Source organism: Mucilaginibacter sp. PAMB04274, assembly GCF_039634385.2.
Taxonomy (GTDB): Bacteria; Bacteroidota; Bacteroidia; order Sphingobacteriales; family Sphingobacteriaceae; genus Mucilaginibacter.
Map to the genome: position 1 here is coordinate 1,333,517 of NZ_CP155081.2, position 14,071 is coordinate 1,347,587.

Genomic DNA, 14,071 nt, shown 5'->3' on the forward strand with positions numbered 1-14,071 from the left:
AGATGCTGAAACAAGTTCAGCAAGGCTTTAAATATTAATACAACTTCCGCTCATACCTGCCCCTCACTGCTTTGCTAATAAAGGTACTTAGCCCACGCCCTTGCCGGGCTAACTCCTTCATTTGTTCCACCATTACCTTGCCGGGTTTTTTGTAGGTGTAGGCGTATATATCGCCGCTGGCAAATTGCACCAGGATGCGGTCGGCCTCAATTTGGTAGGCTACAACGCCCGAGTCGCGGCTGGTATTTTGGTAGCGGGTCATGTGTAAATAATAACCCTAAGCAGCAATTTGTTTAGCATGAAACACTATTGCAGTAGGATGCCTTCATTGTTGGCGAGCTGCTGCCGCCTGAAAGAGAATTGCCTCGAAAAACATGTTTATCCGGAATTTCATTGTTCAAGACAATAAACACTTGGCAAAAATGGCATACAGCGACTGCTTGAAATTCAGCATTATTATACTGAACTAAATCGTGAGTTAACGGTGTATTTTATGAGTGATGATTATTGAGGGTGTTTCATAAAAATACATTTTTCATGAAACACCCTGATTGTTATGTTGGACAACAATTAAGATAGTTATTTTGCTTTGTCTCCAGCAATTACAATGTTAGGTTTAGGCGGTGTTTTCATGCCCTCGCCTATGTAAAAGCTGGTATGGGGTGGCTGGTTGTACGCTACGTTTTGCCAGGCAATACTTACGCGGTATTGCGGATCGTGCATAAAGGTGTAAAAGCGGTTTTTGGCTGGTATGGTGGTGGTAAAAATGCGCAGTTCCTTACCATCGCGTGTGGCGTAAATGGCTTCTTCGCGCCAGTCGCCCAGTATATCGCCGCTCAGTACTGGGTTTTGCTTGGTGCCGTTGTTGCTCACACAATCGTATAAGGCAGCGTTCAGGAGCATATCCGGTTTACTGTTGAGGTAATCCCATTTGGTTATGCGGGTACCGTCCAGCAACTCGCTCAACATATCATCGTCCCAAAAAATACCAAAGTTTACAGATGGGTTGCGCTCGGCTATCTTATTTCCTTTCACATCAAACATACCCGAAATACCAGCCCCGGCCACCCATGATTCAAATCCGCGGTAACGCGGGTCAACATCCAGCGAAAGGCCACGGCCTGGCCCCTCGCCATCATCGCCCGCCTTCACCGAACTCTTTTTCCAGATCACTTCGCCGGTGCGTGCGTCTCTAAAATTAGCCCCGGCATCACCAAAGCGTTCCTGTATGTCAAATACTTCCAAACCAGGCCGGTCGGGGTCAAGGTCAGACACGTGCAGGGCATCTGCATGGCCTATGCCAGTGGTATACAAGCCCTTGCCATTATCGTCGAGCGTCATGGCGCCGTATACAATTTCATCTTTGCCGTCACCATCTACATCGGTAACGGTTAGGTTGTGGTTGCCCTGGCCGCGAAAAGGACGGGTTTCGGGCGTGGCATCGCTGTCAAATACCCAGCGCTGTTTCAACTGGCCTTTTACTAAATCCCAGGCTGCAATAACGGTGCGGGTGTAATAACCGCGGCACATAATTAAGCTGGGGTGCTTGCCATCCAGGTAGGCTACTGCAGCCAAATAGCGCTCGCCACGGTTGCCGTAGCCATCGCCCCAAATGGCTTTCATTTCTTCGGTAGTGGGGTCTTGTTTGGTAGGATGACGGCCGGGCACATAGGCTGTGGTATTAATGGCAGCGCCGGTTTGTCCGTTAAAAACGGTTAAGTACTCGGGGCCTTGTAAAACGTGGCCGTCCTGGTTTCGCCAGGTTTTGCTAGAGTCGCCAATTACCTTGCCTTTACCATCCATACTGCCATCGGCTGTTTTGCAGGCAATTTCAGCTTTGCCGTCGCCATCCAGGTCATATACCATAAACTGGGTGTAGTGTGCACCCTCGCGTATGTTACGGCCAAGGTTAATGCGCCATAACAAGGTGCCATCCAGTTTGTAAGCTTCCAGTATGGGTGGGGTGGTCATACCCTTATGCGAATTATCGTGCCCCATCCCAACCTGATGTACAATAATTTCGTACTCGCCGTCGCCGTCCAGGTCGCCTACCGAACCATCATTAGGCTTGTATCCGTCTGGGGTTTGTAATGGCACAGATAAATAAGGTTTGGCACCGGCACGCAGGGTGAAAGGAGCGCTTGCTTTGCCTTCTTTACCATTTACTACTTCTTTTACAAAGTAAGCGGTTGTAGCAGTGGTATCGGTAAGTTGGTCTACATAATTGGTAGTTGCCATAACAGGCTCTTTATTGAGCTTTACAGCCGTTTTGTTCCCGGCTTGGCGGTATAAATTAAATGCCAGTTTATCCGGGTCGGTTCCCAGCAATCGCCAGCCTACGTACACTTTGCCGCCGCCCTGGTTAACGGCTACTACGCCGCGGCCCAGCTTTTCCATCATTTTTTGTGAAAATGCAGATGTGCCTGTACACAGCGTTGCCGCGCAGAGCAGGCACGCTGCCTTTAAATAATTTCGCATTTTAGGTAATTGGTTTTAATTGATGAGGTTAAAATAAATTTCGTAGGGCAAACAACTGTGATGCACTGTAGGGTAGTAGCCAAAATGTTACACTGATGCTGTAGCTGCGTAAAAAACAGGATTGTGGCTGCGTTTAATGTGTTGTAATGTTGTTATTATTGTAGAATGTTTAGTAGCTGCAACTTATTACGTATAAAAAGTGGTTTATTATCGGTTTTTGCGCTGGTAATAGTTTGTTTGTGCTTTGTAGAGAGCGGCACTGCGCAAACTACCCAGCTTGACGTTGACCGCTTGTACGAAAAGTATAAAGGCCATTCGGAAACCACCATTTTTGTGGGCGACCGTGAAATAACTGCCCGGGTGCTTATTGGCTATAATACCAAAAATAAGCCGTACCGCATTATAGTTTACGGCGAAGCAGCAGCCGATACCGATTTACAAGAACTGGTTGATCAGCTGGGAGAGGCTAAAGTAAAATCGGGTTACCGAAAGCTCGGCGGCGCCAACGTGGTCAACTTTGATCAGAACGGCATGTACGAGAATAACATACCGGTGCGGGCATATCAAAAAGGTACACAGTACGCTAAATATGGTATTAAAGATATGGAGGCCCGTAATCAGCTTACTGGTGAAAATGGCACCGCCCGCTTCAATTCAGACTTTTTTTATTTTGAAGTAGGTGATACCGCGCGTAAAAGAACCAGCAAGCCCGAAAAATTTGATTTTTAAACTGCCGGTTGTTGTAGTAGCTAACTAATACGTTACCTAAGCGAAAATAGTGTTGTAAAAGGTATTTTCCGCTACAATAAACCTGTGATTTATGAAGTTATGTTGTATTATACGTATTATTGTACTTCGGTACAGGCGTTAAACAGCATACATGAAAAAAGTTTACTTCATTATTATTAGCTTATTATTTGCCCAGGCTGTTGTGGCTCAAAAGAAAGCAACCGGTCCTGAACTGGATGTTGACCGCATTTACAACCTTTATAAAGATACCAGCGATATCGTCATCAAAACCGGCGGCAAGGAAATCAAAGCTAAAATCAAGATATCTTATAACGCCCTGGATAAGCCTTACTCCGTAATTGCCTACGGCGAGGCAGACGCTGATATGGATGAAGTATTACAAAAGCTGAAAACAGAGCTTGGTGTGGCCAAATTGCAGGCCGGCTACAAGCAATCGCCGGGCACATTTCCTGTGGCGTTTAATCCATCAGGCAGTTACGAGCATAACATCTTAATTTCATACTTTCAAAAAGGAACCCAATCGGCCAAGTATGGCATTCAGAAAATCATGTATAATGACCAGGATGTTAACGGCATATCTGTTCAGCGCCATGTGAGCGATTTTTTTTACTTCGAGGTTTGTGATGAAAGCCGCCGCAATGAAACAAAAGCAGGCGATAAATTTGTGTTTTAAACCGTCTCCTTTTAAATCTGACGCATCCTTCATTTAAGCCGCTCTCCACCTTCTGTTAAAGGCTATTTGCTTTTCGTATCTTTAGCCCTTTAGTTATGAAATACCTGCGCTGGTTATTATTTCCTTTTTCGCTATTGTATGGGCTGGTTGTTATATTACGCAACTGGTTTTACGATGCCGGAATATTTCAAAGCCGGCGGTTTACCATTCCGGTTATTTGCATAGGTAATCTGGATATTGGTGGAGCAGGCAAAAGCCCTATGACGGAGTACCTGGTAAGGCTGCTTAAAAACAATCATCAACTGGCTACCTTAAGCCGTGGTTATGGCCGTCAAACCAAAGGTTACCTGATAGCTGAGAAAGATGCTACTGCTGCCCAAATAGGGGATGAGCCTGCTCAGTTCAAACAAAAGTTTCCGGATGTTACCGTGGCCGTGTGCGAGAAGCGGGTAATAGGTATTGAGCAATTGCAAATCAACCACAGCCTGGTAATTTTAGATGATGCTTACCAGCACAGGGCAGTACAGGCGGGTTTAAGTATTTTATTATTTGATTATAACCGCCTGCATGAACCCCACCTGCTTTTACCTGCAGGCAACCTGCGGGAGCCCTTTGTAGGCCGCTACCGGGCCGATGTTATGATAGTGAGCAAATGTCCCGTCAATATGACGGCTAACCAGCTGCATGCGGCACAGCAACGATTAAAGCCATTTGGCTTTCAACAGGTGTATTTTACCGCGATAGACTACCTGGCTATGCTTGATTTAGACGGAAGACCGGCTAAAACATTGCCCGATGCCGATACTACCGTTTTTGTGTTAACCGGAATAGCCAACCCCCAGCCTTTATTGCAATATATTAAACAATACAGCGTACATATTGTACATCATAATTATCCCGACCATCACCAATTTAGCTTAAAAAATATTGTTAAACTTGCGCAGGATTATGACATCTGCAGTGCCGCAAAAAAGGTAATTATTACTACCGAAAAGGATGCACAGCGCTTAAGAGAACCCGAATTGCTGCCCTATGTACAAACCTTGCCTATATGGACTTTACCTATAGGCATAAAATTTTTAAACAATGGTGAACAGCAGTTCAACGAAACGATAAATAACTATGTTAAACAGTATAAAAAGCACAGTAGCTTACATTAAAAGCCGTATTGGCGAATTTGAGCCCGAGGCTGGTATTATTTTAGGCACCGGCCTTGGCGGCTTGGTAAAAGAAATGGAGATTGAAAAGCAATTACCGTACTCCAACATACCTGGCTTTCCCATTTCAACACTGGAGTTTCACTCAGGCAGGTTAATATTTGGTACTTTGGCAGGTAAAAAAGTAGTGGCCATGCAGGGTAGGCTGCACTATTACGAAGGATACAGTATGCAGCAGATCACTTTTCCGGTTAGGGTAATGAAAATGCTGGGCATTAAAACGCTTTTTGTATCAAACGCCAGCGGTGCGCTTAATCCGGATTTTAGAAAAGGCGATCTGATGGTGATAGACGATCATATTAACCTGCAACCTACAAACCCACTGGTGGGTACTAACGATGAGGAGCTTGGTCCACGTTTTCCGGACATGAGCGAGCCCTATAGCCGCCGTTTAACCGAAAAAGCTTTACAAATTGCAGCCGCTAACAATATTACTTGCCATAAAGGAGTTTATGTAGCGGTAACGGGGCCTAACCTGGAAACGCGTGCTGAGTACCGGTATCTGCGTATAATAGGCGGCGATGCCGTGGGCATGAGCACTGCGCCCGAAGTTATAGTAGCCAATCATATGGGTTTGCCGGTTTTTGCCATATCGGTACTTACCGACGAAGGTTTCCCTGACACGCTGCAGCCGGTATCTATAGAAGAGATTATTGATATAGCACAGCATGCTGAGCCGCATATGACACACATTTTAAAAGAATTGATTGCGCAGGGTTAGCGTAAACTATGTAAACAAGCAGAAATTACAAGAAGTGGTTTCTTTAAAGTTTCGGCTTGGCCGTTGAGCGGCGCGCTTCTTTTTTCTTGCCTTACTTAATTTAGATAACGAAGGTCTGTTTTGACTGATTTAAATGCTGAACAAGCTTAAATACCTTTTTACAACGTTGCTGCTGCTGGCTGTAGCTCGTACGGCGTTTGCACAAATACCTGACCGCCCTTATGGTGCCGATACCCTGCGCAATGGCCGCAGCAAGCTCACCGATGCTCAGATGATAGACAGTACGCGCAAGCGCGAAGAAAATAAACGCGATACCGTCATCTACACATCTAAATTTGTTAAGGTGACCAACGAGCGCTTATTGAATGATAGCACGCAGGTATTTCCGTTAGATACTGGGTTGGTGAACTTTGAAAATTACAGCCCCCTTAATCAGCCACGTAGTCCGCGTATACACTTGGGCAGTACCGGCTTGCCACAACGCCCGCTGTTGTTTGAACCATTAAAAGGGGTAGGGTTTGATGTGGGTAACCATGCACTCGATGTGTACATGATTACGCCACAGGATATTATGTATTACCGTACCCGAGTAGCCTATACCAACTTGTCGTTTTATAGCGGAGCCTTTGGTAACCCCAATGCCGATCAGATATTTAAGCTGGTACATACGCAAAACATAAAGCCAAACTGGAATTTTACATTCAACTTCAACTCAACCGGTTCGCGCGGCTTTTATCGCCGGCAGAATGTGAGTGATTTAAATGCCGCGGTGGCTACCTGGTACGAGTCGAAAAGCAAGCGGTATAACTTGTTAGCCAACGTTATATTCAATAATATGAAAGCGCCGGAAAGCGGGGCCATTGTTGATAATAATATATTTAACGCTTCAACATTTAATAACGATAAGCAGAACCTGCCGGTAAGGCTAAGCAGCGCTTACATAAACAACCGTAACAATGGCTTATATGTAAAGCAATTTTACTACCTGGGCCGTATTGATACCATCGTGAACCAGGCAAAAGATGCGCAAAAGATATTGCCCACGCAGCGCTTGTCGCACACTTTTTATTACAATGTTCAAAAGTACAGGTTCTATCAAAATGAGCCTGATAACTATCGGGTTTTTCCCGATTACTTCTTTAATTCGACTGTAGGGCAGGATTCTTTGGCGGTAACTGATATACGTAACGACTTTTCCTACAGCTTTTACCTCAGAGGAAAATCGGTCAGTTTTGTTAAAAACGAGGTGAAGCTGGATGTCGGCTTAACGCATGACTTGTTTCATTATTCGCAGTACATTATTGATTCTATAGACGTAAATACAAATTTGCGTAACCAGCAGCGCCGGGTGCAAAAGGCTACTTATCAAAACATTAAACTAAACGCTAAATTCAGTTATCGCTTTAGCGACAGAGTGGGGTTGGAAGGTGACTTTCAGCAGGTGGTTCAGGGTTACAACTTCGGAGATTACCTGTATGATGCCAAGCTAACCTTGGCCGGAGGGCAAAAGGCCGGGCGCATAATTTTAGGTGCTTATGCACAAAACAACGAGGCTCCGCTTATTTTTAAAGACTGGATATCAAACCACTATATTTATCGTAACACGGGTATTGGCAAGCAGCAGATCAATAACATATCATTCAATTACATTAACGATAAATTGCAGCTGGATTTAAAAGCAGAATACTTTTTGGTAAATGGTTACCAGTACTTTGCCGCGCAAACGCCCGGCGGTATTGATGCCGCACCGGCACAGCTCAGTTCGCCGCTTAACTTGCTTAAAATTAGCGCAGGTAAAAAGTTCGATTTAGGTAACTGGCACTTTGAAGACTATTTTGTTTACCAGCGGTCAGATTACCAGTCGACCTTGCGCACGCCGCAGATCTATAATTATGTTAACATCTATTTTACCAAGCTGTTCTTTACGGTACTTAATACCAGCATCGGTGTTAATGCACGTTACAATACCGCTTACACGGCACCTAATTATGCCATAGGAATCGGCCAGTTTTATAATAGCACCGATATATCTTTTTTAACTTATCCGGTTATCACACCATATGTTAAGGCCACGCTTTTCCGTACTAACTTGTTCCTGATGTATGATTATGCCAACCAGGGGTTGCAAAGCAACGGTTACTACATGGTGAACCGTTACCCCGCGCCCGATAAGTTGCTTAAATTCGGCGTAAGCTGGACGTTCTATAACTAATTAAGATATACCAGAAGTAATAGCTGCTTAAAGGATACTGTGCGCTATATTTATATTTGCTTGATTGAGACAAAAAAAGGTCATCAAAGCAAGATAAATTAAGTCTTCTGCTTTTTCTTTTTAGCCGCAGGGAATAACACGTTATTCAGGATCAAGCGATAGCCCGGCGAGTTAGAGTGAAGTTTCAAGTCTGTAGGTGGGTCCCCAACGGCGTGCTGATAATCCTCAGGATCATGACCGCCGTAAAAAGTCCACTGCCCTTTGCCATATTCTCCATGTATGTAGCGGGCTTCGTTTTGGGTCTTCATTTCACCCATAATGGTTACACCTGGCTTTAACCGGCTTTTATTGTAGGCTGTTGTTAAACCCATAAAGCCTTTAATAACTTTATCATGGTTTTGGGTTAGCATGCTAGGTACGATATCCCACTTGGCTGAAAAATCAAATAGCGTAAAGAAATCGTGCGTACGCTCAACCTGCCGGTAAGGCGTTACGTCAATATCGCTAAATTGGTGCGACATCGGGTTCATATCCAGCCGGAAGTTTTGAAACGCAAAGGTTTGGCTGTAATCAAGCTTTCCCTGGGCACGGTAATCGGCCGGGTCGCCATCAAACATGGCCTCACAAATATCGGTTCCAGCCGAAGCCAGGGCAATGTCAAACGTATCGGTACCCGAACACATGGCAAATAGAAAGCCGCCACCACCGCAAAAATCATGTATGTGCTGTGCTACCGAGAGTTTCATTTGCGACACCTTTTTAAAGCCCAGCCTTCGTGCCGTAGCTTCTTGCGCTTTTACATCATCCTGGTACCAGGGCTGGAAGCGAAAGCTGCCGTAAAACTTGCTATACTGGCCTGTAAAATCTTCGTGATGCAGGTGTAACCAGTCATACTTCTGCAGGTCGCCTTTTATCACTTCCTCATCATAAACCACATCATAGGGGATCTCGGCATATTTGAGCACCAAGGTAACGGCGTCATCCCAGGGTAGCTTATTTTTAGGGGAGTAAACTGCCATTTTTGGCGCTTTTTCCAGCTTTACCACGTCCATGTTAACCGACGGATCGCTCACTTCGCTTAATATGGCGTTTACCTTGGCATCGGCCACCACTTCGTAGCTTACGCCGCGTATTTTGCATTCATCTTCAATTTGCTTGCTATACTTGGTCATGAAACTGCCGCCCCGGTAATTAAGCAGCCAATCAATAGACTCTCCGTTGCTTAAAACCCAGTAAGCAATACCGTATGACTTTAAATGATCTTTTTGTACCTCATCCATCGGCAGCAAAATTGAGGCTGCCCTTAGCATGGATGAAAAAAATATAAGGGAGAAAGCTAAGAGGTATTTCTTCATTTCGGATACCGGATATTCGATTTCAGATTGCTGGAGCCCTTTTTCTAAGTACTCTGTAACCAGGAGTATGAAGCGGGCTTACCAAATGTAACGATTAAATATTGAAGCTATTATAAATTTACGGTAATGCACAAAATGTTTAACTTTGCCACCTTGTTGAAATAATTGAGAAGATATGAGCAAAGCAATAATGAGAACCGAAAAGGGCGACATGACTATCGAATTTTACGATAAAGACGCTCCTAATACTGTAGCCAACTTTCTTAACCTGGCTAAAACCGGCTTTTACAATGGTGTAACTTTTCACCGTGTAATACCTAATTTTGTTGTACAAGGTGGCGATCCTACCGGCACAGGCGCTGGCGGTTCTGGTACCCGTATCAATTGTGAATTAACCGGCGAGAACCAATACCATGACCGTGGCGTGCTTTCTATGGCACATGCAGGCCGTAATACCGGCAGCTCTCAGTTCTTTATTTGCCACAGCCGCGATAACACTGCTCACCTTGACAGAAACCACACTTGTTTTGGTAAAGTGGTTGAAAACGTTGATGTGGTTGATGCTATCCGCCAAGGCGATAAAATTTTGAGCGTAGACGTAATTGAGGAATAATATACGGTTGTAAGTTTTGTGTTGTAAGTTGAATGCCTGGCTTCGCTTACAACACGAAACATATAATTCACATACTTAAAAGAAATGAATTTACAAGGAATTGTATCGGTAGCGGGTAAGCCGGGCTTGTGGAGAGCGCTGGCCCAAAACAAAACCGGTTTTGTGCTCGAAAGCCTGGATGAGAAAAAGACCAAACTGGTTGTAAACTTATCGACCGCTAAACTGGCTGCTTTAGATGAGATTACCATTTTTAGTAACGATGAAGATATTAAACTGACTGACGTATTAGAGCGAATGAAAAACGCAGCATCAGTACCCGAGGCTAAAGCTGATGGTAAAACGATGCGTGAGTTTTTCAGAGAAGTAGCGCCCGATCATGATGAAGAGAAAGTTTATGCATCGGACATGAAAAAGATCTTAACCTGGTTTCACCTTTTAAAAGACATGCCGTTGTTTAACGAGGAAGCAGCAGCACCTAAAGCTACTGAAGGCGAGGCCGAAGTAGCAGCGGTAGAAGAATAAAAGTTTAAGCGCTTAAATAACAAAAGCCGGCTACCTGCCGGCTTTTGTTATTTAAAAGGAAATGATAGCAGCAGATTTAGCTGCATATCTTTTCATGACACGGCTCGCCTGCAAACTCAGGCTCAAATGTGCTATGCTGAATGTCCAGGTGCTCAAGCCTGTGGCGCAGGTCGTGCTTTATATCATTGAAATTAGCCATTTCTTCTGTGTGTATAACCAGGTGGGCCGTTAAAGCGTTCTCTGTAGTGCTGAGCGCCCATACGTGCATGTGGTGAACATCTTTTACACCTTTGGCCTTTAATAATTCTGCTTTAATTTTATCAAGTTCCAGTTGCTTGGGTACGCCGTCAATTTCCAGGCGTATGCTATCCATCAGTAGCCGCCAGGTACCCGTAATAATAACCACTACAATAATGAGGCTTACGGCGCTATCTATCCAATACCACTTGGTAAAATAAATAACGATACCCGATACTACTACCCCTAATGATACCAGTGCATCAACAGCCATGTGCATGTAAGCTCCTTTTACGTTCAGGTCTTTTTCCTTATCTCGCATAAATAGCCATGCCGTAACGCCGTTTACCAGTATACCGGCAAAGGCCACCCAAGCTACCGTAATGCCCGAGATAGGCTGGGGATGACCAATGCGCATGATAGCCTCATAGGCAATAATACCTACAGCGCCTACCAATATTATAGCGTTAAGTAATGATACCACAATGGTTGACCGCTTATAACCATAGGTATAAACATTGTTGGCTCTCATTTTAGACAGCTTGAAGGCCAGCAGGGCAAGGGCTAAACTGGCCACATCGCTCAGGTTATGGCCGGCATCGGTAAGCAGGGAGAGCGAATGATTGGCAAAGCCTACCACCGCCTCAACAACTACAAACAAGGAGTTTAGTATGATACCTACTATAAAGGCAGTGTTCAGATGATCGAGCTTTGGCGCGTGATCGTGGTGGTGATGTGCGTGGTCGTGACCCATAATTTTAGCCAGGCTAAGCGTAACTGCTCTATATTGTATTTAACTCAAATATAACAAGCTATATTACTTATGTAATTGGATTATTCGAGGATTGTTTGGTAGTTGTAAATAACAGCGCACACTATTGATGATGATAAGGCTCCCCTTTAATGATGGTGTATGCCCTGTAAAGCTGTTCCACAAAAAACAGGCGTACCATTTGGTGCGAAAACGTCATGCGCGATAAGGCCAGTTGTGCATTGGCTCGTTGATATACGCTGGTATCAAAACCATACGGACCACCTATAATAAACACGATGTTCTGCACTGAGGTTATCGCTTTTTTATCCAGGTAATCGGCAAACTGAACAGAACTAAATTCCAGGCCCTTTTCATCCAGCAAAACCACATGGTCTGTAGCTGTAATTTTTTTCAATATCAGCTCGGCCTCCTTGCTTTTTTGCTGGTCCTGCGTTAGGGCTTTGGTGTTTTTGAGTTCGGGCAGATCAACCATATCCAGCTTGGTATAGTGCTTTAGTCTTTTCACAAACTTATCAATCCCTTCCCTAATATAAGCATCTTCGGTTTTACCTACGGTAAGCAAAACGATTTTCATGCTGCAAATAAACGCTAAAAATGCCGGGCTCGTAAAATTTCGTTTAATTTGTTCAAATTTCAGCCGCTATGTCTACAAATGTCTTATCTGTTTATACGCAGAATATCAGTCTTTCCGAGCAGCAAATTAAGTACTACCAGCAAAGGGTAAACCTGTTTTCTGTATTGCGCTTAGTAGCGTTTGGCTGCCTGCTGGCGCTGGTATACTGGTCGGTAAAAATTGGGTCTTTAGGTATGTTTGCCATAGGAGCCGTTGCAATAGGCGCGGTATTTAACTGGTTGGTAGGGCAGCAAAACCAGTTTGATAAACAACGAAACTATTACGAGAGCTTTAAAGCCGTTAATCAAAACGAGATAGAGAGCGTTAATGCGCACACCAATATATATGATAACGGACAGGCTTACGCTGATGACAAGCACTTTTATACCGCCGATCTTGACATATTCGGTCAGGCGTCCCTTTATCAGCTTACCAATCGTGCTGCTACAGTGCCTGGCAAAAACTTGCTTGCTCGCTGGCTTAAAGCGCCTGCCAGCAAACCCGATATATTAAGCCGCCAGGAAGCTATTGAAGATATTGCTTCTAAAACTGGGTGGAAGCTTAAAATGCAGGCCATGCTGCTGTTTAACAATAAGCAGGAGACCGATGAACTGGACAGGTTGTTTAGCTACCTCAACAAGCCGGTAATCATTCCGGGCGAGGCCTGGCTGCGCTATTATGTAAAAGTTGCGCCTTGGATAATGATTGTCGCCATCGTAGCCTCCTTTTATTATGCGCCGGTTAAGCATCTCGCTACGTTTTTAGGTTTGCTTAATTTTGCGATCACAGGTTTAACCAGCAAGGCAACCCAACAAACCGATCTTATAGCAGGCAGAATAGGCAATACACTGAAAAGTTATGCCGATATTTTTAAGAGCATAGAGGAGGAGCAGTGGGCGGCCAAATTGAGTATTGCACTTGCACAGGAAATAAAACCGGCAAACGGCAGAAGCACCGCTTTGGTTGTTGCAAAACTTTCCGCACATATCAATAGCTTAAATGCCCGTTTAAACCTGGTTGTAGGTTTTGTTTTGAATGTAGTGCTGGTATGGAATGTGCGTTATGTAATAGCCATTGAAGACTGGAAGCGCAATAACCATGAAAATGTAGAGGCAGCGTTTGGTGCAATTGCCGGGTTTGAAGCCTTGCTGAGTGTTGCAGGCCTGCGTATCAACCACCCTGAATGGTGTATGCCACAGATAGCCGAAGGGGCGGATTATACGTTAACTGCTAAAGCAATAGCCCACCCGCTAATAAAGGGAACAGTTGCGGTAGCTAATGATTATACGTTGGTTAATACTCGTACGGTAGATATTATAACAGGCTCAAACATGGCCGGCAAAAGTACCTTTCTGCGTACGCTTGGTATTAATACCGTGCTGGCTTTAGCTGGTGCACCGGCTTGTGCACAGGCTATGCAGGTTTCGGTAGTACAGTTGTTTAGTTATATGCGCATTAAGGACTCACTTAATGAGAGTACCTCTACATTTAAAGCAGAGCTTGATCGTTTGCAAATGCTACTGCAGGCAGTAGAGGAGCAGCCAAACATCTTCTTTTTAATTGATGAAATGCTCAGGGGGACCAATTCAGTTGATAAATACCTCGGCTCAAAAGCGGTGATAGAACGGCTGGTTAGCCGCCGCGAAGTAGGCCTGGTGGCCACGCATGATTTGCAGCTGGCCGAGCTCGAGAAGCAATACTCTGACTACATACGTAACTTTTACTTCGACATACAAGTACAGGATGGCGAAATGTTGTTCGACTACAAACTTAAGCCCGGGGAGTGCAAAACCTTTAATGCATCGCTGCTGCTGGAAAGAATAGGCATTAAAACGCAGGCTGAGTAACAGCATAGTTAATCTTCCCGTAGCGAAACAAGTTCGGCATAACACTATAAGGACTAAA

The 14,071-nt window shown here is 44.6% G+C and carries 13 protein-coding genes; 8 read left to right on the forward strand and 5 right to left on the reverse strand.

All coding sequences use genetic code 11. The features are described 5' to 3' along the window. Positions 1-34 precede the first annotated feature (34 nt). Together ABDD95_RS05510 and ABDD95_RS05515 are read right to left on the reverse strand one after the other, a co-directional pair. On the reverse strand, positions 35-262 hold the full coding sequence (locus ABDD95_RS05510; RefSeq protein ID WP_345950900.1) for a hypothetical protein: 228 nt from the start codon (positions 260-262) through the stop codon (positions 35-37). A 317-nt stretch (positions 263-579) separates the two neighbouring features. Further along, positions 580-2,478, reverse strand: a complete 1,899-nt coding sequence (locus ABDD95_RS05515) for a rhamnogalacturonan lyase (protein ID WP_345950901.1) — start codon at positions 2,476-2,478, stop codon at positions 580-582. A 165-nt stretch (positions 2,479-2,643) separates the two neighbouring features. Between ABDD95_RS05515 and ABDD95_RS05520 the strand changes: the two genes are divergently transcribed. The 5 genes from ABDD95_RS05520 to ABDD95_RS05540 all read left to right on the forward strand — a co-directional run bounded on the left by ABDD95_RS05520 (position 2,644) and on the right by ABDD95_RS05540 (position 8,051). Then, on the forward strand, positions 2,644-3,207 hold the full coding sequence (locus ABDD95_RS05520; RefSeq protein ID WP_345950902.1) for a hypothetical protein: 564 nt from the start codon (positions 2,644-2,646) through the stop codon (positions 3,205-3,207). Between the two features lie 151 nt (positions 3,208-3,358). After that, the gene (locus tag ABDD95_RS05525; RefSeq protein ID WP_345950903.1) at positions 3,359-3,901 is read left to right on the forward strand and encodes a hypothetical protein; all 543 of its coding nucleotides are present in this window, start codon (positions 3,359-3,361) and stop codon (positions 3,899-3,901) included. 95 nt (positions 3,902-3,996) lie between these two features. After that, positions 3,997-5,061 (forward strand): tetraacyldisaccharide 4'-kinase, encoded by a 1,065-nt coding sequence (gene lpxK / locus ABDD95_RS05530; protein WP_345950904.1) that lies wholly within the window; start codon positions 3,997-3,999, stop codon positions 5,059-5,061. Beyond that, complete coding sequence (locus ABDD95_RS05535; RefSeq protein ID WP_345950905.1) at positions 5,024-5,839, forward strand: purine-nucleoside phosphorylase; 816 nt, start codon at positions 5,024-5,026, stop codon at positions 5,837-5,839. The genes lpxK and ABDD95_RS05535 overlap by 38 nt, the downstream gene beginning before the upstream one ends. Before the next feature lie 133 nt (positions 5,840-5,972). Next, on the forward strand, positions 5,973-8,051 hold the full coding sequence (locus ABDD95_RS05540) for a putative porin (protein WP_345950906.1): 2,079 nt from the start codon (positions 5,973-5,975) through the stop codon (positions 8,049-8,051). A gap of 98 nt (positions 8,052-8,149) precedes the next feature. On the opposite strand, the gene ABDD95_RS05545 is transcribed toward ABDD95_RS05540, so the two are convergent. Then, positions 8,150-9,406, reverse strand: a complete 1,257-nt coding sequence (locus ABDD95_RS05545; RefSeq protein ID WP_345950907.1) for an asparagine synthetase B — start codon at positions 9,404-9,406, stop codon at positions 8,150-8,152. Positions 9,407-9,581: 175 nt separating this feature from the next. Here ABDD95_RS05545 and ABDD95_RS05550 point away from each other — a divergent pair, with 175 nt between their 5' ends. Further along, positions 9,582-10,019 carry a peptidylprolyl isomerase gene (locus ABDD95_RS05550; protein WP_345950908.1) on the forward strand — a complete coding sequence of 146 codons (438 nt, stop codon included), beginning with the start codon at positions 9,582-9,584 and terminating at the stop codon, positions 10,017-10,019. 84 nt (positions 10,020-10,103) lie between these two features. After that, the gene (locus tag ABDD95_RS05555; protein ID WP_345950909.1) at positions 10,104-10,541 is read left to right on the forward strand and encodes a DUF5606 domain-containing protein; all 438 of its coding nucleotides are present in this window, start codon (positions 10,104-10,106) and stop codon (positions 10,539-10,541) included. 76 nt (positions 10,542-10,617) lie between these two features. Here ABDD95_RS05555 and ABDD95_RS05560 read toward each other — a convergent pair whose 3' ends face one another. Then, positions 10,618-11,532 (reverse strand): cation diffusion facilitator family transporter, encoded by a 915-nt coding sequence (locus ABDD95_RS05560; RefSeq protein WP_345950910.1) that lies wholly within the window; start codon positions 11,530-11,532, stop codon positions 10,618-10,620. Positions 11,533-11,653: 121 nt separating this feature from the next. Beyond that, a complete protein-coding gene (rlmH, locus tag ABDD95_RS05565; protein ID WP_345950911.1) occupies positions 11,654-12,127 on the reverse strand; it encodes a 23S rRNA (pseudouridine(1915)-N(3))-methyltransferase RlmH in 474 nt (157 codons plus the stop codon). A 68-nt stretch (positions 12,128-12,195) separates the two neighbouring features. Between rlmH and ABDD95_RS05570 the strand changes: the two genes are divergently transcribed. Further along, on the forward strand, positions 12,196-14,013 hold the full coding sequence (locus tag ABDD95_RS05570) for a DNA mismatch repair protein MutS (protein WP_345950912.1): 1,818 nt from the start codon (positions 12,196-12,198) through the stop codon (positions 14,011-14,013). Positions 14,014-14,071: the final 58 nt, after the last annotated feature.